Below are 20,856 nucleotides of genomic sequence, written 5' to 3' on the forward strand. Positions count from 1 at the left end.
CGACGCTGCGCCACGAGGCCGAGACGCTGCAGGGCCTCGTGGCCCGGTTCCGCCTGCAGGGCGGCGCGCCCGCCCGACCCGCACAGCCCGGCGCCATGACCCCGCTCCGCCTGGTCGACCCGGCCCGGCAAGCGGCGGGCAGAACCGCGCCCGCCAGTCCGGGCCAGACCCCCGCCGCCGCCCCCCGCCCGGCCGCCGAACCCGCCCCTAGGAAAAAGGCCGCCGCAAACGACTTGACCACTTGGCAGGACTTCTGAACGGACGATCGAACAAGGGTGGAAGCATCACTCCCGCCCTTGCGAACACATGTCGGCCCGGTCCTGCGCCGCGCGTCCTGGGTCCCGACCCTTGAGGCCCAGCCTCAAGGGACCGGCGCATCGGCCTGACGGAACCGGGGCCAAGGGCGCTGACGGTGCGTACCTGACCGGGACCGAGGCCCCGCATTACCCACGCAGGCGGGCTGCGAGCCGAAGAAGAATGGGCGGTCCGAGCCCCGATCGACTTCCCCGATGCCCCCTAGCCTTGGGGTGCGGCCTGCCGACAGCCCCCATCGTCATGAAACAGTTCACTTGAGACCAATTGCCAGAGGGCGGAATCGCATCGACAGGCCGCATCAATCCATTTACCTCCCATAGATGTCATTTCCTGTCATGGTGTCCCCATGTCCTTTGCAAAAGCCTCAGACCTGCTGCGACTTGCCGAGATGGCCGCCGCGCGACACATGGGCGTTGCGCTGCAGGAGATCGAGGACGAATTCGGTGTCGACCGCCGCACGGCGCAGCGCATGACACGGGCGCTCGAGGCCTGCTTTCCCAATGTCGAGACCCACACCGATACGCAGCGCCGCAAATTCTGGTCGCTGAGGGGCGAGGATGCCCGGCTGATGCGGGCGCGCGGCATCCGCGACAGCGAACTTGCGGCCATCGACCTCGCCATCCGCCGTGCCGAGCGCGAGGGCGCGACCAACGAGGTCAGGGCGCTGGCCTCGCTGCGCGACCGCCTGCTGGCCAGCATGCCCGGGCCGCATGCCCGCCGCGCCGAGGCCGATGCCGAGGCCATGCTGGAAGCGCATGGCTTCGCCTCGCGCCCCGGTCCGCGGGTGCGCATCGACCCCGTGCTGCTCGACACGATCGCAGAGGCGCTGAAGGCGCCGAATGTCCTGACCATCGTCTATGCCGGGGAGCGCGACAATGCCCCGAGAGCACGGGTGGTCGAACCCTATGGCCTGCTGCTTGGGACCCGTCGCTATCTGGTGGCGCGGGAACCGGACGGGGACGGCGGGCTGCGGCATTTCCGCCTGGACCGCGTTCATGCCGCGCGGCTGGAGCCGCAATCCTTCTGCCGCGACCCCGGGTTCAGCCTCGAGGCCCACGCCGCGCGCGCCTTCGGTTCGTTCCACGCCGCGCGGGAATTCGGAGAGGTGGCCTGGCGCTTTGCTCCCTCGGCCGCACCCACCGCCCTCCAATTCGTCTTTCACCCCGGCCAGCAGATGACCGAGGCGCCTGACGGGGCGCTGATCGTGCGTTTCCGGGCCTCGGGTTGGCTGGAAATGGCGTGGCATCTCTATCAGTGGGGCGACAAGGTGGAGGTGCTGGAACCCGACGGGCTGCGCGAACTCGTGGAACGGCACCGCCGGACGGACTTTCCCGCCCTGCCCTAGAAGGCCCAGGCGCCTCCGGACGCCCCGGGGAGCCGACATTGTATTTCGTGCCCCTGGGCGGACGGCAAACGTCCTCCCGCGCCGGACCCGATCTGGGCCGATGTCGAGCCATTGTGATTGGACCCCCGTCCCCCCTGCCCCGCATCCTGATCCCATGCGCCCCTTTCGCCCCCTGCTGGCGGCGGCCCTGTGCCTTGCCGCCTCCGCCACCGCCGGTGCCGGTGACCGCATCGAGGTCGACCTGGAACTGGTGCTGATGGCCGATGTCTCGCGCTCGATGAGCCCGCGCGAGTTGGAAATCCAGCGCCGGGGCTATGCGGCCGCGCTGGATTCGGATGCGGTGCATGCGGCGGTGCGCGGGGGGCTTCTGGGCCGGATCGCGCTGGCCTATGTCGAATGGGCGGGCGGCCATAAGGTGGTGATTGACTGGCGGCTTGTGGAAACGCGCGCGGACCTGGTCGCCATGGCCGCGGTGCTGGTCGACGGGACAAGCGCGCCCATGCAGCGGACCTCGATCTCCGAGGCGCTGGTCTTCGGCGCCGCGATGATCGAGGGCAACGCCTATGCCGGGTTGCGGCAGGTGATCGACATTTCGGGCGACGGCCCAAACAACGAGGGCCGCCCGGTGACCGAGGCACGCGACGCGGTGATCGCCCGGGGCATCGTGATCAACGGGCTGCCGCTGATGACGCGCGACGGGATGGGGGCGGCCTGGCACCTGGACGATCTGGACGCCTATTACGAGAACTGCGTGATCGGCGGGCCGGGCGCCTTTGTGCAGCCGGTGCAGGACTGGGCCGACTTCACCGATTCCGTCCGCCGCAAGCTGGTGCGCGAGATCGCGGCGCTGCCACCGCCCGAGCCGGAACACCTGACCCGGGTGGCAGGATATGACTGCATGATCGGCGAACGGATGTGGCAGGAGCGCCGCCGGTTCTGGGGCGATCCCTGAGCGCGCCCCCTCAGGCCGCCGCGTCCAGCCCCCGCCCCTTCAGAAGCGCCTCGATCCCCGGCAGGCGGCCACGGAAGGCAACGTAAAGCGCGTCCGGCTCGGCCGTGCCCCCGGCCGAGAGGATATGCGCCTCCAGCGCGCGGGCGGTTTCGGGGTCGAACGGGTCGCCCGCCTCGTCAAAGGCCGCGAAGGCGTCGGCATCCATCACCTCGGACCACATGTAGGAGTAGTAGCCCGCGGCATAGCCCCCGCCCGAGAAGACATGGGCGAAATGCGGCGTCGCGTGGCGCATCCCGATGGCCCGCGGCATGCCGATCGCCTGCAAGACCTCGGCCTCACGCTGGATCGGGTCGGCGGGCGGCGGGCCTTCGTGGAAATCCAGATCGACCAGCGCCGAGGCGATGAACTCGACCGTCTGGAACCCCATGTCGAACTTCGCCGCCCCCAGCAGGCGGGTCAGCATATCGGCGGGCATCGGCGCGCCGGTCTCGGCATGGGTGGCAAAGCGTTCCAGCACCTCGGGTACCTCAAGCCAGTGCTCGTAAAGCTGGCTGGGCAGTTCCACGAAATCGCGCGCGACCGATGTGCCCGACAGGCTTTCATGGGTCACATCGCTCAGCATCTGGTGCAGCGCATGGCCGAACTCGTGGAACAGCGTGCGCGCGTCATCCCAGGACAGAAAAGCAGGCCGCCCCTCGGCCGGTCTGGAGAAATTGCACACGTTCAGCACATGCGGCCGGATCTCGTCCGCCAGCTTCTGCTGGGCGCGCAGCGCGGTGCACCAGGCGCCCGAACGCTTGCCGGGCCGGGCGAAGTAATCGCCGATGAAGACCGCCATGTGGCGGCCCTCGCGCGTGACCTCCCAGGCGCGGGCGTCGGGATGATGCAGCGTCACATCAAGCGGCGTGAACTCCAGCCCAAAAAGCCTGTGCGCACAGTCGAAGGCCGCCTCGATCATCCGGTCCAGTTGCAGGAAGGGTTTCAGCGCGGCCTCGTCCAGATCATGCTCGGCCATGCGCCGTTTCTCGGCATAGTAGCGCCAGTCCCAGGGCTCCAGCGGCGCGGGGTGGCCGTCCGCGGCCAGCATCGCCTCCAGAATGGCCGCATCGGCCTCGGCCCGCGCCCGTGCCGGAGCCCAGACCGCCATCAGCAGATCGCGCACCGCCTGCGGGGTCTTGGCCATTTCGGTTTCCAGCTTGCCGGCGGCGAAACTGTCAAAGCCCAGCACCGCCGCGCGTTCGGCCCGCAGCGCCAGCGTCTCGGCCACGATGGCACGGTTGTCGGTCGCGCCACCGCGCGCGCCGCGCGCCACCCAGGCCCGCCAGGCCCGTTCGCGCAGGTCGCGGCGGGGCGAGAATTGCAGGAACGGCACGATCAGCGAGCGCGACAGCGTCACCACCGGCCCCGCGCCATCGCGCTCGGCCCCGGCGGCGCGGGCGGCCTCGATGACGAAGCCGGGCAGCCCGTCCAGATCGGTTTCGGCCAGCAGCATCGTCCAGTCGCGTTCGTCGGCCAGCAGGTTTTGCGCAAACGCGGTGCCAAGCTCGGCCAGCCGCGTGTTGATCGCCCGCAACCGCGCGCGCCCTTCCTCGGCCAGCGCCGCGCCCGCGCGGATGAAGTCGCGGTGCTTGACCTCAAGCAGGCGGGCCTGTTCGGGGGTCAGATCCAGCGCCGCACGCCCCTGCCAAAGCGCGTCGATCCGCGCGAAAAGGGCGGCGTTCAGAACGACATCGGACGAGAACTCGGCGAGTTTCGGCGAAAACGCGCGTTGCAGCGCCTCGCGCTCGGGCGTGGAATCGACCGAGGCGAACAGGAAGAATACCGACAGCACGTCGGACAGCGCGCGCCCGGACAGTTCCAGCGCCTCGATGGTGTTGGCGAAATCGGGCGGTGCGGGATTGGCGGCGATGGCGTCGATCTGGGCGCGGGCCTCGGCCAGCGCGGTCTCGAAGGCGGGGGCGAACTCCGCATCCGTGACGGCGGCGAAATCGGGCAGGTCAAAGGGCGCGGCGCGCGGCGCGAGCAGGGAATTGGTCATGGAGCCTCCGTTTGCCGCAAAGCTAGCCGGATCGCGGGGCGGCGCAAGCCGGATCCCGGCCACGACTATTCCGCAGCACAGCCGGCCGCGTCCGAACCGGGCACCCGCTGGGCCAGAAGCGCGGCCAGATGGCGACGCGAGACCGGCTTCGAGCCGATCTCGTCCATGCCCGCGCGGCGGAACCCCTCGATCTCCTGCGGCATTGCATGCGCGGTCAATGCGATGATCCGGGCATTGCGCGAGCGCCCGCCCAGCCGGATCCGGCGGGTTGCCTCGACCCCGTCGAGCCGGGGCATGCTGACATCCATCAGGATCACGTCATAGGCACTCGCAAAGGCCATCTCGACGCCTTCGATACCGTCCGCGGCCTCGGTCACGTCATGGCCAAGACCTTCCAGCATCGCCCGCGCGACGCGCCGGTTCACGCGATTGTCCTCGACCAGAAGGATACGCAGGGGGTCGGCCGCGAGACCCTCGGCGTCGGACGCTGCGGCGGGCTGGGCGCCGGTTGCGGGCCGGGCGGCAAGCGACAGCCGCACGGTAAAGGTGCTGCCCGTGCCGGGCATGCTGTCCACTTCGATCTCTCCGCCCAGCAGCCGCACCAGCCGCGCGGTGATCGCAAGTCCCAGCCCGGTGCCGTCCGCGCGGCGGCCATAGGTCGGATCGGCGGTGAAGAACTCGTCAAAGATGCGCCCAAGATCCCCGGGCAAGATCCCGATCCCGGTATCACGCACGGCTATCTCGACCCCATCGGTCATGCCGACGCGCGCAACGGCCAACGTTACCGTGCCGCCGCAGGTGAATTTCAGCGCGTTGCCGATCAGGTTGACAAGGATCTGGCGCAGCCGCCGCGGATCGCCCGTCACATGGCCCAGCCCGTCCCCGGTTTCCAGCACCAGCCGATTGTCGCCCGCCGCGGCGAGCGAGCCATGCATCGCGACCGTTTCGGCCAGAAGCGCGTCGAGGTCGAAAACCTCGGCATCCGCCGCCGCGCACCCCGAGTCGAGATGGGAGATATCGAGCACGTCGTTGACATGGTGCAGCAACAACCGCCCCGAGGAGTCCATGATCGACAGAAGTTCCTGCTGGTCGGCATCAAGCGACGTGTCGCGCATCAGTTCCATCGCACCCAGCATGCCGTTCAGCGGCGTGCGCATCTCGTGGCTCATCACCGCCAGCAGGTTCGCCTTGGCCTTTTCGCCCGCCAGCGCGTCGTCGCGGGCGCGCATCAGTTCGGCCTCGGCCGCCTTGCGCGCCGAGATATCGCGCAGGAACGACACCAGGATCTTGCCGCTTTCGCTGTCGGCAATGCTGACCGAGATCTCGGCCGGGAATACCTCGCCAGTCTTGCGCCGCGCCTCCATCTCGACGCGGCCACCTGCGAAAAGCCGCAACTCGCCGGTTTCACGGAACCGTTCCATCCCGGCCTGAAGGCGGAGGCGGACACTTTCGGGCACGATCATCTCGTCCATGCACCGGCCGATGACCTCGTCGCGGCGAAAACCGAAGATCGCCTCGGCCGCCGGGTTGAAATCGAGGATGCGCCCCTCGCCATCGGCCACCACCACCGCGTCGATCGCGCTGGATACGGTGGCGCAAAGCCGCGAGGTCGTCATTTCCAGCGCCCGCGTCCGCCGCCCCATGTCGCGGTTCAGCCGCGCGAGGATCGCAAGCGAGACCAGCAGCAGAACCACCAGCCCCGTGGTGACCAGTGCAAGCCGCGTGAGCAGTTCCACCACCCTATCGCGCTGGTGATCGGCATCGACCGCCAGCAACTGCACCCCGCCCAGCGCCATCGCGCGGAAGGGCGCGCGCAAGTCGCCCAGTTCCCCGCGCAGCGCGGGCAGCGCGGCGGCCAGCGCCTCGTCCGGGCCGTCGATCAGCGGTTCGGCGGCGGCAAGCGCGCGCCAGACCTGCGCTGCTTCGGGCGCGAGGCCCGCACGGGCGATCATCTCGGCATAGATCGCGCCATTGGTCGCGATATCGGCGCGGTTGTGCAGGATGTCGAAGCGGCGGCGCACCTCGTCCAGCGGCAGACCGTCCCGTTCGGCCGCCAGAAGCGCCTTCTCAAGGTCGACAAGCTCGACCATGACCGAGGCAAAAGTCCATTGCACATTGTCCGAATGAGCCATGGCCAGCCGGTCGACCCGTCGCATCACATCCAGCGACAGGAAGGCGGTGATCCCGATCAGCAGCGACAGCATCGCCGCCAGGATCGCGGCCTGCGCGCGCCACGCCGCGAACCGTCGGGTCAAAATACGGGAGAAGGCCTTAGCGCGCATACCTCTGGCCTCACCGTGCCACGTCGATGCGGTCGAGCTGCCAGATGCTGCACGAATAGATCACGTCCGAGCGATAGGCAGGGTTTTCGTCAAAGGGATAGACGATCCACAGCGGCCCACGCTTGCGCCGCGGCATCTCGGCGCCGTCCTCCAGATAGGCGACGATGGGGCCGCCCGGCACCGCCTCCAACACCGGGATCTCGACCGCGTAATCGTTGATCGCCGTTGCCGTCAGCCGTCCACCATCGACGCCCAGCCGCGCCAGCAGCGCGTTCAGCGGCACGCCGGTCAGCTCCAGCTCGCCCGTGGTCCAGATCGTCGTGGTTCTGATCGTCTCGGCGGGCAGCGCGCGCAGCATGTCCAGGTCGAAGACGGCCGCCGTGCCCTCATTGGCGACCGCGATGTCGCCGGTCACCGTCAGCACGACCGGGCCCGACGGAAACGGCAGGGGCGCGGGATCGGCATGCAGCCCCGGCGTGATAAGGGCCGACACGACAAGGGCGCCGACGAAAACGGAGGGTTTCGCGATCTGGGGCATGTTCTGCAATCTCCGTTCCTCATGGCCCGGTGCGCCGGTCCCCTCGCGGCGACAGACAGAGCCGACGGCGACACAATAGCGCCTAAAGGACAGGGCCGCGGGATGAAGCTGCGGAAGTGGTTAAACCGTTTCCAGCGGCGAAACACGGACAGTAAGACTAAAATTTTCCGAAGTTCCTGTTTCGCGAAACGCTGCAATCGAGGCCTCTCCGCGCCGTTACGCTGACGATGCGGGCACGAATCATTCCCCAATCGGGTGCATGTCCCGGCTCAGGCGCCCTTGACGATGCCTTCGTCGAACAGCCGCGCGATCTCGCCACCCGGCAGGCCCGCGACATCGGCCAGGATTTCCTCGGTATGCTGGCCCAGAAGCGGCGCGGGCGCCGGGGGCTCGCGGCCTGCGGCGGAAAACGCGAAAGGCGAGCCCGGCACCGGGTAGCGACCGATGCCCGGCTGGTCGATCTCGGCAAAGATCGGGTTCTGGGGCGAGAAATCGGGGTCTTCGGCAAGCGCGCGGGCGAAGCTGCGGAACAGCGACCAGGTCACGCCCGCCTTGTCGAAGGCCGCGCCGAACTCGGCCACGCGGTTCGCGGCGAACCAGGGCGCCAGGATCGCGGTGATCCGCGCCCGGTGCAGCCAGCGCGCGCCCTCGTCGGCAAGGCTGGTGCCCAGTTCCGCCTCAAGCGCCGCGATCGCCGCGCCGCTGCCCGTCACCTCGACCAGCCCGCGCCATTGCCGGTCGGTCAGCCCGATCACCATCACCCGCTCGCCATCGGCACAGACGAAGTCCTGCCCATATGCGCCGTAAAGCGCGTTGCCGTTTTTCGGCCGGTCGACGCCGTTCACCGCCACCTCGCCGATGATGCCGAGATTGCCCAGCATCGCCGCGGCGACATCCTTCAGCGTGATCTCGACCGACTGGCCCTGCCCGGTGCGCAGCCGGTGGCGCTCCGCCGCCAGCAGACCCGTGACCGCCATGTTGCCCGCGATGCAATCCCAGGCGGGCAGCACATGGGCGACGGGATCGGCGCTGCCCTCGGGGCCGGTCGCTTCGGGAAAGCCCACCGCGGGGTTCACCGTGTAATCGACCGCCGGGTGGCCATGCCGGTCGCCCATCAGCGTGACCATGACCAGATCGGGGCGACGGATCGACAGCGTCTCGTGATCCATCCAGCCGCGCACGCGCAGATTGGTCAGGAACAGGCCCGCATCCGGCCCCGGCGCGCAGATGATCTCGGTGATGATCTCGCGCCCGCGCGGGTGGCGCATGTCGATCGCGATCGAGCGCTTGCCCTTGTTGAGCCCGGCCCAGAACAGGCTTTTGCCGTCCTGCGTGACCGGCCAGCGGTGGTGGTCAAGCCCGCCCTCCAGCCGGTCGAAGCGGATCACGTCCGCCCCCATCTGCGCCAGCGTCATCCCCGCCAGCGGGATCGCCACGAAGGCCGAGCCCTCGACCACGCGCATACCCTTGAGAACACCCATCACGCCACCTCCAGCCGGGCCTGAAGACATTGATGCCCCGAGGGCGTGCCGGTGCAAAGCTCGACCGCGCCATCCTCGGTGCGGGTGCCGATCAGGCGCATGTCCTCGTCGGCGAACATCGGATGCACCCCGCGGAACCGGAAGGCGCGCGGCGCACCGCCGACATGGCGCAGCCCCGCCTCCATCACCAGGCTGGCCTGCATCGGCCCATGCACGACAAGGGACGGATATTTCTCGACCTCACGGGCATAGGGCAGGTCGTAGTGGATGCGGTGGGCGTTGTAGGTGGCCGCCGAATAGCGGAACAACCGCGCCTCGTTCACCACCACGCACTCGTCGAAGGCGGGCGCCTCGGGCAAGGGCAGTTTCCTGGGGGGCGTGAACGTCTCGGGGATGTCCAGGTAGACGATGTCCTGTTCTTCCTCGATCACCCCGCCCGCCGCGCCCTCGATCCGGTGGCCGACACGCACGAAGACCATCGGCCCGGTCGCGCCCTGCTTTTCGTCCACCGCCAGGATTTCCGAGCGTTTGTGCAACGCCTCGCCGATGGCGAACCTGCCCTCGAAGCGCAGCCGCCCGCCTGCCCACATCCGCCGCGAATAGGGCAAGGGCGGCAGGAAGCCGCCCAGCCGCGGGTGGCCATCGCTGCCAAGTTCGGACAGCGGCACGAATTCGGGAAAGGCCGCCCAGTGCCAGAGCGGCGGCATCGGCGCGCCGGGCGCGAGGTCGGGCACGGGGGCTGCGGCATGGCCCAGCGCACCGGCAAGCATCCCGGCCAGGTCCACCGTCAGGCAACCCGTCCGCGTCTCGGTCCGCCCGATCCAGTGCTGATGCGTCGCCTCGACCATCGTCATGCGTTCTGTCCCCCCGACTTTGTCTTTCGTTCTGCTTCATGCTCTCGGGCCGCCCTTTCCCGGGCAATCCGGCGGTCGCGGCCGCGCGCCAAAGCTTGGGACCATGATATGGAGGTGTGCCCCCGATGATCAAGCGAACGCAGGTGAGGCAATGCGCCCAGCAGTCTCGCGGCGGAAAAATGCCGTGAACGGTGCGGCATTCCCGGCTTGCCAGACCCCGAGGAGAAGGCTCAGGATGATCCTGCAACCCATAAGCAGCAGGAGCCATCCCCATGCCCACCGCGCTTGGCAAGCTTCGCGGACGCGACACGCATTTCACCGAGGCCCTGGAACGGGCGCGCGACGTGCTGGACCATTTTACCCCGCCCGGCGCCGCGGGGACCGAAGCGGGCGATGCGGGCTTCGTGACCTTCGAACTGGACGAAGCGATGGCGGGGCTTGACCGGGGCGAGGAGGAAAGCGCCTTTGCCACGCGCGGCGGCGCGGCGGTCGAGGCGATCGTGCGCAGCACGCTGCGGCCGTCCTTCTACATGTCCCGCGACAGGATCCTCAGCGCGCGCGAGGGGCTTTCGGACATCGCCCGGCAATTGATGGAGGGGATGGATCTCGATTTCGACGACCGCGACCTGTTCGAGGCGCAGCGCATGCTGGTCGAGACCCGGGCGATGGCGGCAGGGCGGCTGAACCTGTTCAACGGCTTTCGCGAATATGCCGGGACTGGCTGGCTGGTCGATGACGGCATCGCGGTGACCAACCGCCATGTCGCAGAGCTTTTCGCGCGGCGCTGGATGGGCGAGGACTGGGAGTTCCAGGAGGGCCAGTTCGACCGCAGGATCGAGGTGCGGCTGAACCCGCTGGAACAGATCGACACGCCCGAGGATCCGACCCGCGCGGCCTTTGTGACCGGCATCCTCTGGGTCGCGGGCTCGGGCGAGCCGGACATGGCCTTCCTCAAGGTTCACGCGCCGGGCGCGGAACCGGTGCCGCTGGCCGCGGACCTGCCCGGGGCCGAGACGCCGATTTCGGTGATCGGCTATCCCGAACGCGACCCGCGCGACAATCCCCGGCATCTGATCGTGTCCTTCTTCGGCGACCGGTTCGGGGTCAAACGCTGCGCGCCGGGCCGGGTGATGCGGGCCGATGCCTGGATGCTGGAACATGACGCCTCGACGCTGGGGGGCAATTCGGGCTCGGTCGTGATCGCCACCGAAACCGGCGAGGCGGTGGGGCTGCATTTTGCGGGCGCCGCGCAGGAACGCAACGTCGCCGTCCCCTCGAGCACCGTCGCCGCGGCGCTGCGCCGGCTGAAATCGCAGATCGCCATGCCCGCGCTGGGGGGCGTGGCAGCGGATGCAGAGATCGAGACGAGCCGCGCGGATTTCGCCGACCGCGAGGGGTTCGACCGCGCGTTTCTGGGGGTCGAGACCGCCCTGCCCGGCCTTGGCGCATGGCAGGCCGATCTTGCCCCGGTCGCGGACGGCGGCACGGAATTGCGCTATGTGCATTTCTCGGTCTGGCAAAGCGCCTCGCGCAAGCTGCCGCTGCTGACGGCTGTCAATATCGACGGCGCCCGGCTGCGGCGCGTTCCGCGGCGGGGCACCTGGCGTCTGGACGGACGGCTTGACCGGGCGCATCAGGCAGGCAACGAGCTTTACCGCTCGAACCCGCTGGACAAGGGCCACATGGTGCGCCGACTGGACCCGTGCTGGGCCGAGGACATCAATGACGAGGCGACGATCCTCAAGGCGCAGGCCGACACCTTCCATTATACCAATTCCGCCCCGCAGCACGAACAACTGAACCAGCGCGACTGGGTGGGGCTCGAGGATTACATCCTCGATGCGTCGGAGGAATACGGCTTCAAGGTCAGCGTGCTGACCGGCCCGGTCTTCCGCGACGACGACCGGCGGCTGAAGAACCAGCCCGGCGCCGAGGATATCGCCATCCCGCGCGAGTTCTGGAAGGTGGCGGTTATGCGGCGGGCCGATGACGGCGCGCTGTCGGCCACCGGCTATGTGCTCAGCCATGGCGAGATCATCAAGGGCCTGACCGAGGCCGAATTCGTACTGGGCGCCTATGAAACCTATCAGGTGCCGCTGGCGCTGATCGAGGGGGCAACGGGGCTAGATTTCGGCAGGCTGAAAGAGGCCGATCCACTGCATGTCGCCGATATGCACGAGGCCGCGTTCGGCCGTCAGGTTATGCGCGTGCGCGGTCCGGGCGATCTGACGCTGGCGGCTACGCCTCGCTGACGGCGAAACGGACATCGTTCTCGGCCTGCGCCCCGCTTGCAAAGCGCAGCAGGAACAGGCCGGGTTCGACGATGGCGGGCAGATGCACGGTCAGCCGGTTGATCCCCGGCCCGTCATAGGCAAGCGCCGTCTCGCGAAAGCCGCGCTCGACGATCCTCCCCTCGTCATCCACCCTGTCGAGGATGAAGCGCCCCTCGATCGTGGTCGCGGTCTGCTGATCGGCCTCGCCCGCGGGGGGCAGGATCGACAGCGTGACCTCGATCGGCTCGCCCACCGGCTGCACCGGCTGGTCGATGCTGAGCGCGACGGTCATATGCGCCGCCTCGCCGCCCGCCAGTTCCACAGGCGGACCGGCATCGGCCCCGAACAGCCGGAAGAAGACACGCTTGAACGGCACGCCCTCGAACACGGTGGAATGTTCATTGACCACCAGTTGCCGCTGGCCGATCCGGGGCAGCGCGCTGTAGATCGGCACCGTGCCGTCGCCGCCATCGGGCGTCTTGGTCATCACCGTCTTGCCGTGATCGGCCTGCGCCGCATCGCCCAGCGCCACGTTCACCCGCGTCACCGTCTTGTGGCCCACACCCGCGAAGTAGAAATAGCGCACATGGCCGGGCTGGTTGCCCTGCCCCAGAACGTCATGCAGTGCCCTTGCCCGCTCGACCAGCGCGGGCACCATGCCCAGTCGGGGCGCCATCGCGGGGTCATAGGGGTCGAGCGCGGCCAGATCGGCACTGGCCAGATCCCAGATCGCCTGTTCGCCCGGCGCGGGGATCAGCTGGTAGCCCGAGGGATATTTCGGGTTCGCGGCCAGCCTGGCGAAATCGCTGCCCTTGATCCCCAGCGTGCTGTCCACGCCGAAGATGCGCGCCAGCGCCAGAGGCGCCCCCAGATGGGGCGAGGCCAGCGCCACGAAAAGGGTGATCTTGGGGAACCACGCCTCGTTCTCGAACCGCCCGCATTCGAGAAGCAACCGGCACAGAAGCCCGCCCATCGAATGGCCGACCAGCGCGATTTCCTCGGCACCCTCGTCATGCAGCGCCTGCAACCGGGCGGCCATGACATCGACCGTCTCGAACAGGTCGCGCCGCCAGTCATAGGGAAAATCGACATAGCGTTTCTGCGCCCCGCCCGGCGTATAGCCCGTCCCCGCCAGCAGGTCGCGCACCGTCGAGTAGAACCGGAAACTCAGGACGTTGTAGATCAGTTCCGTGGGCAGGACCGCGTCATCCTGCAACTTGTCGATGCGCTTGTAGCCGAACTTGGTTTCCAGCGGCGTCGGCGGCCAGACCTCCTCGGCGCCAAGCGCGAGCCTTGTCGCCATGATGCCGGGAACGAGAAAGGCGACTTTCATGGAACTTCTCCTCCGATAGGATACATGCAGGGCACGGGCGGCCTCGGGGCCTGCGGACGGGGAAAAACCGGTCACTCGTTCCCGAAACGGTGCGGACCACGGTCTGGAGTATGCGGCGGTTACGGCAGCCGCGCAATGACGGCGCACAACCGCCACCCGTCGACAAACCGCGGGCCGATACCTACCTTCGAAGGCGAACCTTGAGGGAGGAAACCGAAATGGCCGATGGAACTCAGAATGCGACCGCCACCCGCCGCAGCGTGGTGGTGCAAGGCTTCACCAACAGCGTGCTCGACCCCGACGCGCCCATGCTGGGTCCGGTCGAGGATGGCGGCACGATCATCGCCAATACCGCGCCGGCTGCTGGGGGCCGATGATCACGCCCAGCCTGCGCGGCGGGCACGAGGTGACGCAACCGGTCGCGGTCGCGGGGGCCGAGCCGGGCGACGCGGTCGCGATCCGGATCCGCGACATCACCGTGACCTCGATTGCCACCGCCTCGGGCCATGACAGCTCGCCCGAGGGATTCTGCCTGGGCGACCCCTATGTCGCCGCGCGGTGTCCCACCTGCGACACGGTCTGGCCCGAAACCCATGTCGAGGGGATCGGCCAGGACGCGGTGAAATGCGACACATGCGGCAACCCGGTCACGCCCTTCCGCATCGTGCATGGCTATACCGTCACCTTCGACGAAACCCGCGCGGTCGGCCTGACCCTGCCGCAACCGGCGGCAGAAAAGATCGCGCAGGCGGCCGATCACTATTCCGCCCTGCCCGACGAAAGCCGCCAGCACTCGATCCTAGTCTATGCGCCCTCCGACATGCCGGGCGCGCTGGTCCGCATGCGGCCCTTCCTGGGGCAACTCGGCACCTGCCCGTCCAAGGCCATGCCCGACAGCCACAACGCGGGCGATTTCGGCGCGTTCCTGGTGGGGGCGCCGCACGCCTATGCGATCACCGCCGAAGAACTGGCGCAGCACAAGACCGATGGCCACATGGACATCGACGCGGTCCGCCCCGGCGCGATCCTGATCTGCCCGGTCAAGGTGCCGGGCGCGGGCCTCTACATGGGCGACATGCATGCGGGCCAGGGCGACGGCGAGATCGCGGGCCACACGATGGACGTGGCCGGCAGCGTGACCCTTCAGGTCGAGGTGGTGAAGGACTATCCCATCGACGGGCCGGTGCTGTTCCCGCTGGTCGAGGATCTGCCGCCCTTGGCCCGCCCCTTCACGGCCGAGGAAAAGGCCAAGGGGGCGCGGCTTGCCGCACAATGGGGCGTGGACCGGCTGGAGGAGGTCGCCCCGGTCTCGGTGATCGGGACGGCCGCGAACCTGAACGACGCCATCGCGAACGGGCTGGAACGCGCCGCGACCCTTCTGGGCATGAGTGTGCCCGAGGTCCGCAATCGCGCCACGATCACCGGCGCGATCGAGATCGGGCGCGCGCCCGGCGTGATCCAGGTGACCTTCCTCGCCCCGCTCGACCGGCTTGATGCGGTGGGGCTGGGTGGCTACGCGCGCGAGCAGTACGGCCTCTGATCGGACCGTCCGCGCGGGGGCGTCTTTTCCCCGCGCGGACGACCCGCTATAGGGCGCAGGGTCCCGTCCCGCAGAAGGAACCCGCTCCCCATGCCAGACCTCACCCCGGAAAACGGCGATCCGGTCATCCGGACAATCGCCATGCCGGCCGATACCAACCCCTCGGGCGACATCTTCGGGGGATGGCTGATGGCGCAGATGGACCTTGCCGCAGGCAGTATCGCGGCGCGCGTCTCGCGCGGGCGGGCGGCGACCATCGCGGTCGACGGGATGCAGTTCCTGAAACCGGTCAAGGTGGGCGACGAGGTGACGCTTTATGCCAAGCTCATTGCGGTCGGCCGCAGCTCGATGAAGATCGAGGTCCGCGCCTGGCACCGCCCGCGCTGCCAGGAATGGAGCGAACAGGTGACCCGCGGCATCTTCACCTTCGTCGCCATCGACGAGGACGGCAAGGCCCGGCCAGTCCCGCGGGACAGCATCGAGGCCTGAGCCCGCGCGTCCATTTCTGTGGCCCCAAACGGGCGTAAATGCTACGCTTCGCGCGGGATGCCGTCAGGCAGGGGGGGCGCGATGCCGGAGTTTCTGGAGCTTTATCCGTGGGTTGTCCTGGGCGTGGCGATCAGCATCCTGCTGCCGGTGTTGCGCAAGGCGCTGCCCCAGCCCGAGGGCAAGGCCGCCGGGCTTGAGGGGGTGTTGCCCAGGGTCTGGCGGGTAGCACGCCCCTATCTGGCGCTGGGGCTGTTTTCCTGTCTTGCCGGGCTGATCGTTCTGGCTGCCCTTGCCGACCAGATCACCCAGTGGAACGCGGCCCTTCTGGCCGGATATGCTGCGGACTCGACCCTGCAGAAACTCAGATGACCGATGCAGCCTCCTCCTCGATCCGCGCCCGGGTCGAGGCGCAGGAGCTTTACGATCAGGGCTATCGCGGCCAGGGCGTGGGGGTGGCGATCCTCGACAGCGGGTTCCTGCCCCGCAACGGCTTTGACCCGAGGGTGGTAGAGGAGCGCGACTTCACCGGCGAGGGGCACCCACGCCACAGCAGCAACTGGCACGGCAGCACGGTGGCCACCTGTCTTTCCGTGCTGGCGCCCGAGACAAGGCTGGGCAATTTCCGCGTGATCCCGGCCGAGGCGCCGATGCGGCGCGAGGATGTGATCGCCGCCCTGGACGCGGTGGTGGCCGCCTTCCCGACATACCGCATCGCAAACCTGTCGCTGTCCTTCGCGCCCGACGGATGCCCGGACGCCTGCCCGCTCTGCCAGGCGGTCGAGCGGGCCTATCGGGCGGGGGTTCTGGTGGTGGTGGCCGCGGGCAATGAGGGGCCTGCACCCGACACGCTGACCTGCCCCGCGCGGGCGCATTGGGCGCTGACGGTCACTGCCACCCTGCCCGAGACGGTCAACGACTATTGGCGCGATCACCGCTGGGCGCGGATCTGGGCCCAGCATGTGACGGGCCGGTTCGGCAGGTCCTACGGGACGTCCTACAGCGCGGGCTACATGTCCGGACAGGCGGCAATGCTGTTCTCGGCCTTCCCGGAGGTCAGCGCCGACACGTTGCGTTTTGCCCTGCTCGAGGCCGCCCATGTCGCCGAATCCGAAGGTCGCGTGACGGCCAGCACGGCGCAGGCCCATGCCCAGCTTGCGCGGCTTCAGGGACTCGTGCGCATCGGCGCCATCGTCACGAAATCGAATGCGCTGTTTCCCGTGGTCGAGAAATTCTGATCCCCTGCCCGCTCAGAACGCCTTGAAGGTCAGCGTGGTCAGCGAGCGTTCGATGCCGGGGATGTCGAGCAGCCGGTCATTGATGAACTTGCCGACATCCTCGCCCTCGGGAATGTAGAGCTTGAGCAGGAGGTCATAGACCCCGCTGGTCGAGTAAAGCTCGGAATGCAGTTCGCGCAGCACGATATCCTCGGCCACCTCGTAGGTCTTGCCCGGCCGGCAGCGCAGTTGCACGAAGACACAGGTGGACATCTCTCGGCTCCTCTCGACGTCTGGGGCAAACCTATTGAGGCCGCCCCGCCCCGGCAAGCGGCAAAAGCCGCGCCCGGGGCTTGGAGCGCCGGAGGCCCCGGTGTAAGGGAAACGCGGACGGAGCAGGAGGCGCCCCATGCGCAAGGCAAGCATCACGCGAAAGACGGCAGAGACCGATATCGGCGTCGCGGTCGATCTGGACGGCAGTGGCGCCTACGACATGGCGACGGGCGTGGGCTTCTTCGACCACATGCTGGACCAGCTTGCGCGCCATTCTCTGATCGACATGCGGGTGCGCTGCACGGGCGACACCCATATCGACGACCACCATTCGGTCGAGGATGTGGGCATCGCGCTGGGCCAGGCGCTGGCGCAGGCGCTGGGCGACAAGCGCGGCATCCGCCGCTATGGCGCGTGCCTTTTGCCGATGGACGATGCGCTGGTGCGCGCCGCGCTCGATCTCTCGGGGCGACCCTACCTGGTGTGGAACGTCGACTTCCCGACCGCGAAGATCGGCAGCTTCGACACCGAACTGGTGCGCGAGTTCTTCCAGGCGCTGTCCACGCACGGGGGGATCACGCTGCATGTGGACTGCCTGCACGGGATCAACAGCCACCACATCGCCGAGGCCGCCTTCAAGGCCGTGGCGCGCGCCCTGCGCGAGGCGGTCGAGACCGATCCGCGCAAGGCCGACGCGATCCCGTCCACCAAGGGGGCGTTGTAGGGGCATGCTGACCGCCATCGTCGATTACGAGTCGGGCAACCTGCACTCGGCCCAGAAGGCGTTCGAGCGGGTGGCGCGCGAGACCGGTGCGGGCGAGGTCGTCGTGACCTCGGACCCCGACATGGTGCGCCGCGCCGACCGGGTGGTGCTGCCGGGCGACGGAGCTTTCCCGGCCTGCCGACGCGAATTGTTCGACCATCGCGGCCTGTTCGAGGCAATCGAGGAGGTGGTGATCGCCCGCGCCCACCCCTTTCTCGGCATCTGCATCGGAATGCAGATGATGGCAACGCGCGGGCTGGAATACGAAGAGACGCCCGGGTTCGACTGGATCGGTGGCGACGTGGTGCGCATCATGCCCCAAGGCGCTCACATGAAGGTGCCGCATATGGGCTGGAACGATCTGGTGATCGACGCGCCCCATCCGCTGCTGGACGGCATCGCCACGGGCGAGCACGCCTATTTCGTCCATTCCTTCCAGTTCCGCGTGGCGGACCCGGCGCATTTGCTGGCCCATGTCGATTACGGCGGACCGGTTACGGCCATCGTCGGCCGCGACACCATGGTCGGCACCCAGTTCCACCCGGAGAAGAGCCAAGCCACGGGGCTAAGGCTGATCGCCAACTTCCTGGCCTGGACGCCCTGAGGGCATCGACCGGTTCGACGGCCGCACCATCCATGCGTCCGAAGCACGGTGGCGGCGGTCACGCAAGTTTCCGCGGCCAGCACAACAAGCGGTTCGGGCTTTGCGCCCACCGCGCCGACCCGACCCGAAAAACGATCAATATCGACCCCGAAGACTGTCGTTGTGAACGGAAGGCGGCGACCATGCCGGTCAGGCGCATCAGGCGTGGCACACCGCGTCCGCACCATGGGCGCGTCGCATCAGTGCAGCCGGATGAACCCAGCCCGTGGCCTTGTTTTCATGTCGGCGGGAAGGGATGGTGCTGTGAGAGAGGATTGAACTCTCGACCTCTCCCTTACCAAGGGAGTGCTCTACCACTGAGCTACCACAGCCTTCTGATCCAGTTCGCCAACCCCGATGCGATCACGCAAAGGCGCAGGCTCCGGAACCGCCCTGCCCCGTCCAGCACCCGGCAAACCTCAGCCACATTGTGGAAGCGGCTTGCCGCCTGCGCTGCTCCAGCTTGGCGTCGGCGGCTGATTAGACGCATTCGCCCCCCGACGCAAGCGCTATCTGGACGCATTTTCACCCCTGCGCTACAGAGGACGGCATGAATGGAAAACCCCCGAAAAATGCCTCCGACACGGCGGGCAAGGCGCGCGACGAGCGGCTGAAACAGGCGCTGAAGGCGAACCTGACCCGGCGCAAGGCGCAGGCGCGCGCGCGGGGGGCCAACAAGGCCGAGGGGCAGAAAGAGCAGGGCTGATGGACCAGATACTGATCCGGGGAGGCGGGCCGCTCCATGGCGAGATCGCGATCGCGGGGGCCAAGAATGCCTGTCTCGCGCTGATGCCCGCCACGCTGCTGACGGACGCGCCGCTGACGCTGACCAACGCGCCGCGGCTGTCGGATATCCGCACCATGACGACGCTGTTGCAGTCGCTGGGCGCCGAGGTCTCGGCGCTGCACCGGGGCAAGGTTCTGGCGCTGTCCTCGCATGATCTGACCGGCACGCGGGCCGATTACGACATCGTGCGCAAGATGCGCGCCTCGATCCTGGTTCTGGGGCCGCTTCTGGCGCGCTGCGGACATGCAGAGGTGTCGCTGCCCGGCGGCTGCGCCATCGGCGCGCGGCCCGTCGATCTGCATCTGAAGGCGTTCGAGGCGATGGGGGCCGAGCTTGACCTGCGCGACGGCTATGTCCACGCGCGCGCGCCCGGCGGGCTGAAGGGCGCGGTGATCGAGTTCCCGCAAGTATCGGTCGGCGCAACCGAGAACGCGCTGATGGCCGCGACGCTGGCCCGGGGCATCACCGAGATCCGCAATGCCGCGCGCGAGCCCGAGATCGTGGACCTGGCCCGCTGCCTGCGCGCGATGGGCGCGCATATCGAGGGCGAGGGCACGGACACCATCACCATCGAGGGGGTCGACAGCCTGGGCGGGGCCACGCATGCGGTCGTGCCCGACCGGATCGAACTGGGCACCTACATGCTGGCGCCTGCCATCACCGGCGGCGAGGTCACCTGCCTGGGCGGGCGGCTGGATCTGGTGCGGGCCTTTGCCGACAAGCTGGAGGAAGCGGGCGTCACCTGCGAGGAAACCCCTGCCGGCATCCGCGTCAGCCGCCGCAATGGCGATGTCGGCGCCGTCAATGTCCGGACCGAGCCCTTCCCGGGCTTTCCGACCGATCTTCAGGCGCAGATGATGGCGCTTCTGTGCACCGCGTCCGGCGAAAGCCGGCTGGAGGAGACGATCTTCGAGAACCGCTTCATGCATGCGCCCGAGCTGATCCGGATGGGCGCGCGGATCGAGGTGCATGGCGGCACCGCGACCGTCAGCGGGGTCCAGCGGCTGAAGGGCGCGCCGGTGATGGCGACCGATCTCCGTGCCTCGGTCTCGCTGATTCTCGCGGCGCTGGCGGCCGAGGGCGAAACCGTCGTCAGCCGGGTTTATCACCTGGATCGCGGTTACGAGAAGGTCGAGCAGAAGCTGGGTGCCTGCGGGGCGCATATCGAAAGGGTCAGCGGCCAATGACCAGACCGGACGAGGACGCGCGTTTCGCGGACGGGGCGGAGCGGCCGTTGCACCTGCTGGCGGTCGGGCCGGAAGATTTGAAGGTAATCTCGGCACTGGTGCAGGATGCGGTGCTGCCCGCAAGCGAAATGCGCTGGGACCGGCGCGGTCGGCGGCTGGCATTGCTTCTGAACCGCTTCCGCTGGGAAAGCCGCGAGGCCGCCGAGCGCCGCGGCAGCCCCTATGAGCGCGTGCAATCGGTATTGAGCATCGAGGACGTGCGCGCCGTGTCCAGCCAGGGCATTGACCGGGGCAATCCCGATCTCGTGCTGTCGCTTCTGTCGATCGGCTTCGAGCCGGGCGAGGACGGCGCGGGCCGGGTCGTCTTGACGCTGGCGGGCGATGGCGCCGTGGCGGTCGAAGTCGAGTGCCTGGAGGTGTCGCTCCACGATGTCACCCGCCCCTATCAGGCACCCTCGGGGAAGGCGCCCGACCACCCCTGACGCCCCTGCCCCGGCCTGTACGCCATTGTCGTCGGGCGCTGCATGCATCCCCTTTGGGGTGTTCCCC

At 68.3% G+C, this 20,856-nt stretch carries 20 protein-coding genes, 1 tRNA gene and 1 pseudogene; 14 read left to right on the forward strand and 8 right to left on the reverse strand.

Features of this window, described 5'->3' with window-relative positions; translation table 11 throughout:
* The 3 genes and pseudogenes from NHN26_RS15380 to NHN26_RS15390 all read left to right on the forward strand — a co-directional run.
* Positions 1-257: pseudogene (locus NHN26_RS15380) on the forward strand (hypothetical protein); the annotation flags it as partial.
* Positions 258-661: 404 nt separating this feature from the next.
* The gene (locus NHN26_RS15385; protein WP_253090244.1) at positions 662-1,660 is read left to right on the forward strand and encodes a helix-turn-helix transcriptional regulator; all 999 of its coding nucleotides are present in this window, start codon (positions 662-664) and stop codon (positions 1,658-1,660) included.
* A gap of 154 nt (positions 1,661-1,814) precedes the next feature.
* Complete coding sequence (locus NHN26_RS15390) at positions 1,815-2,612, forward strand: DUF1194 domain-containing protein (protein ID WP_253090245.1); 798 nt, start codon at positions 1,815-1,817, stop codon at positions 2,610-2,612.
* Between the two features lie 10 nt (positions 2,613-2,622).
* On the opposite strand, the gene NHN26_RS15395 is transcribed toward NHN26_RS15390, so the two are convergent.
* From NHN26_RS15395 to NHN26_RS15415, 5 genes are all read right to left on the reverse strand, one after another.
* Positions 2,623-4,650: a M3 family metallopeptidase gene (locus NHN26_RS15395; protein WP_253090246.1), complete on the reverse strand. Its 2,028-nt coding sequence runs from the start codon at positions 4,648-4,650 to the stop codon at positions 2,623-2,625.
* Between the two features lie 65 nt (positions 4,651-4,715).
* Complete coding sequence (locus NHN26_RS15400) at positions 4,716-6,905, reverse strand: hybrid sensor histidine kinase/response regulator (protein ID WP_253090247.1); 2,190 nt, start codon at positions 6,903-6,905, stop codon at positions 4,716-4,718.
* 37 nt (positions 6,906-6,942) lie between these two features.
* Positions 6,943-7,470, reverse strand: coding sequence for a putative pterin-binding protein (locus tag NHN26_RS15405; protein ID WP_253090248.1), 528 nt, complete (start codon positions 7,468-7,470; stop codon positions 6,943-6,945).
* Between the two features lie 269 nt (positions 7,471-7,739).
* On the reverse strand, positions 7,740-8,954 hold the full coding sequence (locus NHN26_RS15410; RefSeq protein ID WP_253090249.1) for a CoA transferase: 1,215 nt from the start codon (positions 8,952-8,954) through the stop codon (positions 7,740-7,742).
* Positions 8,951-9,805, reverse strand: coding sequence for an HTD2 family dehydratase (locus NHN26_RS15415; RefSeq protein ID WP_253090250.1), 855 nt, complete (start codon positions 9,803-9,805; stop codon positions 8,951-8,953). The genes NHN26_RS15410 and NHN26_RS15415 overlap by 4 nt, the downstream gene beginning before the upstream one ends.
* A gap of 272 nt (positions 9,806-10,077) precedes the next feature.
* On the opposite strand from NHN26_RS15415, the gene NHN26_RS15420 reads away from it, so the two are divergent.
* Positions 10,078-12,057, forward strand: a complete 1,980-nt coding sequence (locus NHN26_RS15420) for a DNA/RNA non-specific endonuclease (RefSeq protein ID WP_253090251.1) — start codon at positions 10,078-10,080, stop codon at positions 12,055-12,057.
* Here the strand turns inward: NHN26_RS15420 and NHN26_RS15425 are convergent.
* Positions 12,044-13,411 (reverse strand): lipase/acyltransferase domain-containing protein, encoded by a 1,368-nt coding sequence (locus tag NHN26_RS15425; protein WP_253090252.1) that lies wholly within the window; start codon positions 13,409-13,411, stop codon positions 12,044-12,046. The two genes, NHN26_RS15420 and NHN26_RS15425, sit on opposite strands and share 14 nt — an antisense overlap.
* Positions 13,412-13,629: 218 nt before the next feature.
* Here NHN26_RS15425 and NHN26_RS15430 point away from each other — a divergent pair, with 218 nt between their 5' ends.
* The 5 genes from NHN26_RS15430 to NHN26_RS15450 all read left to right on the forward strand — a co-directional run bounded on the left by NHN26_RS15430 (position 13,630) and on the right by NHN26_RS15450 (position 16,675).
* Positions 13,630-13,788, forward strand: coding sequence for a hypothetical protein (locus NHN26_RS15430; protein ID WP_253090253.1), 159 nt, complete (start codon positions 13,630-13,632; stop codon positions 13,786-13,788).
* On the forward strand, positions 13,785-14,951 hold the full coding sequence (locus tag NHN26_RS15435; protein WP_253090254.1) for an acetamidase/formamidase family protein: 1,167 nt from the start codon (positions 13,785-13,787) through the stop codon (positions 14,949-14,951). The genes NHN26_RS15430 and NHN26_RS15435 overlap by 4 nt, the downstream gene beginning before the upstream one ends.
* Positions 14,952-15,041: 90 nt before the next feature.
* On the forward strand, positions 15,042-15,440 hold the full coding sequence (locus NHN26_RS15440) for an acyl-CoA thioesterase (protein ID WP_253090255.1): 399 nt from the start codon (positions 15,042-15,044) through the stop codon (positions 15,438-15,440).
* Between the two features lie 81 nt (positions 15,441-15,521).
* Positions 15,522-15,809: a hypothetical protein gene (locus NHN26_RS15445; protein ID WP_253090256.1), complete on the forward strand. Its 288-nt coding sequence runs from the start codon at positions 15,522-15,524 to the stop codon at positions 15,807-15,809.
* A complete protein-coding gene (locus NHN26_RS15450) occupies positions 15,806-16,675 on the forward strand; it encodes a S8 family peptidase (protein WP_253090257.1) in 870 nt (289 codons plus the stop codon). Before NHN26_RS15445 ends, NHN26_RS15450 begins: the two co-directional genes overlap by 4 nt.
* Positions 16,676-16,687: 12 nt before the next feature.
* On the opposite strand, the gene NHN26_RS15455 is transcribed toward NHN26_RS15450, so the two are convergent.
* Entirely contained in the window at positions 16,688-16,927 is a 240-nt protein-coding gene (locus tag NHN26_RS15455; protein ID WP_132697159.1) for an Lrp/AsnC ligand binding domain-containing protein, read from the reverse strand.
* Between the two features lie 136 nt (positions 16,928-17,063).
* On the opposite strand from NHN26_RS15455, the gene hisB reads away from it, so the two are divergent.
* Complete coding sequence (hisB, locus tag NHN26_RS15460) at positions 17,064-17,651, forward strand: imidazoleglycerol-phosphate dehydratase HisB (RefSeq protein ID WP_253090258.1); 588 nt, start codon at positions 17,064-17,066, stop codon at positions 17,649-17,651.
* Between the two features lie 4 nt (positions 17,652-17,655).
* The gene (hisH, locus tag NHN26_RS15465; protein WP_253090259.1) at positions 17,656-18,294 is read left to right on the forward strand and encodes an imidazole glycerol phosphate synthase subunit HisH; all 639 of its coding nucleotides are present in this window, start codon (positions 17,656-17,658) and stop codon (positions 18,292-18,294) included.
* A gap of 296 nt (positions 18,295-18,590) precedes the next feature.
* Here hisH and NHN26_RS15470 read toward each other — a convergent pair.
* Positions 18,591-18,665 (reverse strand) — tRNA-Thr (locus NHN26_RS15470).
* Positions 18,666-18,883: 218 nt separating this feature from the next.
* Between NHN26_RS15470 and NHN26_RS15475 the strand changes: the two genes are divergently transcribed.
* From NHN26_RS15475 to NHN26_RS15485, 3 genes are read left to right on the forward strand one after another with little or no spacing between them, the layout of a single operon-like run.
* Entirely contained in the window at positions 18,884-19,039 is a 156-nt protein-coding gene (locus NHN26_RS15475) for a hypothetical protein (protein ID WP_253090260.1), read from the forward strand.
* Positions 19,039-20,307: a UDP-N-acetylglucosamine 1-carboxyvinyltransferase gene (gene murA / locus NHN26_RS15480; protein ID WP_253090261.1), complete on the forward strand. Its 1,269-nt coding sequence runs from the start codon at positions 19,039-19,041 to the stop codon at positions 20,305-20,307. The genes NHN26_RS15475 and murA overlap by 1 nt, the downstream gene beginning before the upstream one ends.
* Positions 20,304-20,789 carry a DUF2948 family protein gene (locus NHN26_RS15485; protein ID WP_253090262.1) on the forward strand — a complete coding sequence of 162 codons (486 nt, stop codon included), beginning with the start codon at positions 20,304-20,306 and terminating at the stop codon, positions 20,787-20,789. The genes murA and NHN26_RS15485 overlap by 4 nt, the downstream gene beginning before the upstream one ends.
* Positions 20,790-20,856 lie beyond the last annotated feature (67 nt).

The organism is Rhodovulum tesquicola, from assembly GCF_024128855.1.
GTDB classification, from domain to species: domain Bacteria; phylum Pseudomonadota; class Alphaproteobacteria; order Rhodobacterales; family Rhodobacteraceae; genus Rhodovulum; species Rhodovulum tesquicola.

Excerpts from the sequence above, each read along its gene's own strand:
- NHN26_RS15450 (WP_253090257.1), top strand. The coding sequence starts at position 15,806 with ATGACCGATGCAGCCTCCTCCTCGATCCGCGCCCGGGTCGAGGCGCAG.
- NHN26_RS15440 (WP_253090255.1), top strand. The coding sequence starts at position 15,042 with ATGCCAGACCTCACCCCGGAAAACGGCGATCCGGTCATCCGGACAATC.
- NHN26_RS15420 (WP_253090251.1), top strand. The coding sequence starts at position 10,078 with ATGCCCACCGCGCTTGGCAAGCTTCGCGGACGCGACACGCATTTCACC.
- NHN26_RS15395 (WP_253090246.1), bottom strand. The coding sequence starts at position 4,650 with ATGACCAATTCCCTGCTCGCGCCGCGCGCCGCGCCCTTTGACCTGCCC.
- NHN26_RS15445 (WP_253090256.1), top strand. The coding sequence starts at position 15,522 with ATGCCGGAGTTTCTGGAGCTTTATCCGTGGGTTGTCCTGGGCGTGGCG.
- NHN26_RS15455 (WP_132697159.1), bottom strand. The coding sequence starts at position 16,927 with ATGTCCACCTGTGTCTTCGTGCAACTGCGCTGCCGGCCGGGCAAGACC.
- NHN26_RS15435 (WP_253090254.1), top strand. The coding sequence starts at position 13,785 with ATGATCACGCCCAGCCTGCGCGGCGGGCACGAGGTGACGCAACCGGTC.
- NHN26_RS15405 (WP_253090248.1), bottom strand. The coding sequence starts at position 7,470 with ATGCCCCAGATCGCGAAACCCTCCGTTTTCGTCGGCGCCCTTGTCGTG.
- NHN26_RS15425 (WP_253090252.1), bottom strand. The coding sequence starts at position 13,411 with ATGAAAGTCGCCTTTCTCGTTCCCGGCATCATGGCGACAAGGCTCGCG.
- hisH (WP_253090259.1), top strand. The coding sequence starts at position 17,656 with ATGCTGACCGCCATCGTCGATTACGAGTCGGGCAACCTGCACTCGGCC.
- NHN26_RS15430 (WP_253090253.1), top strand. The coding sequence starts at position 13,630 with ATGGCCGATGGAACTCAGAATGCGACCGCCACCCGCCGCAGCGTGGTG.
- NHN26_RS15385 (WP_253090244.1), top strand. The coding sequence starts at position 662 with ATGTCCTTTGCAAAAGCCTCAGACCTGCTGCGACTTGCCGAGATGGCC.
- NHN26_RS15485 (WP_253090262.1), top strand. The coding sequence starts at position 20,304 with ATGACCAGACCGGACGAGGACGCGCGTTTCGCGGACGGGGCGGAGCGG.
- NHN26_RS15390 (WP_253090245.1), top strand. The coding sequence starts at position 1,815 with ATGCGCCCCTTTCGCCCCCTGCTGGCGGCGGCCCTGTGCCTTGCCGCC.
- murA (WP_253090261.1), top strand. The coding sequence starts at position 19,039 with ATGGACCAGATACTGATCCGGGGAGGCGGGCCGCTCCATGGCGAGATC.
- hisB (WP_253090258.1), top strand. The coding sequence starts at position 17,064 with ATGCGCAAGGCAAGCATCACGCGAAAGACGGCAGAGACCGATATCGGC.
- NHN26_RS15415 (WP_253090250.1), bottom strand. The coding sequence starts at position 9,805 with ATGACGATGGTCGAGGCGACGCATCAGCACTGGATCGGGCGGACCGAG.
- NHN26_RS15475 (WP_253090260.1), top strand. The coding sequence starts at position 18,884 with ATGAATGGAAAACCCCCGAAAAATGCCTCCGACACGGCGGGCAAGGCG.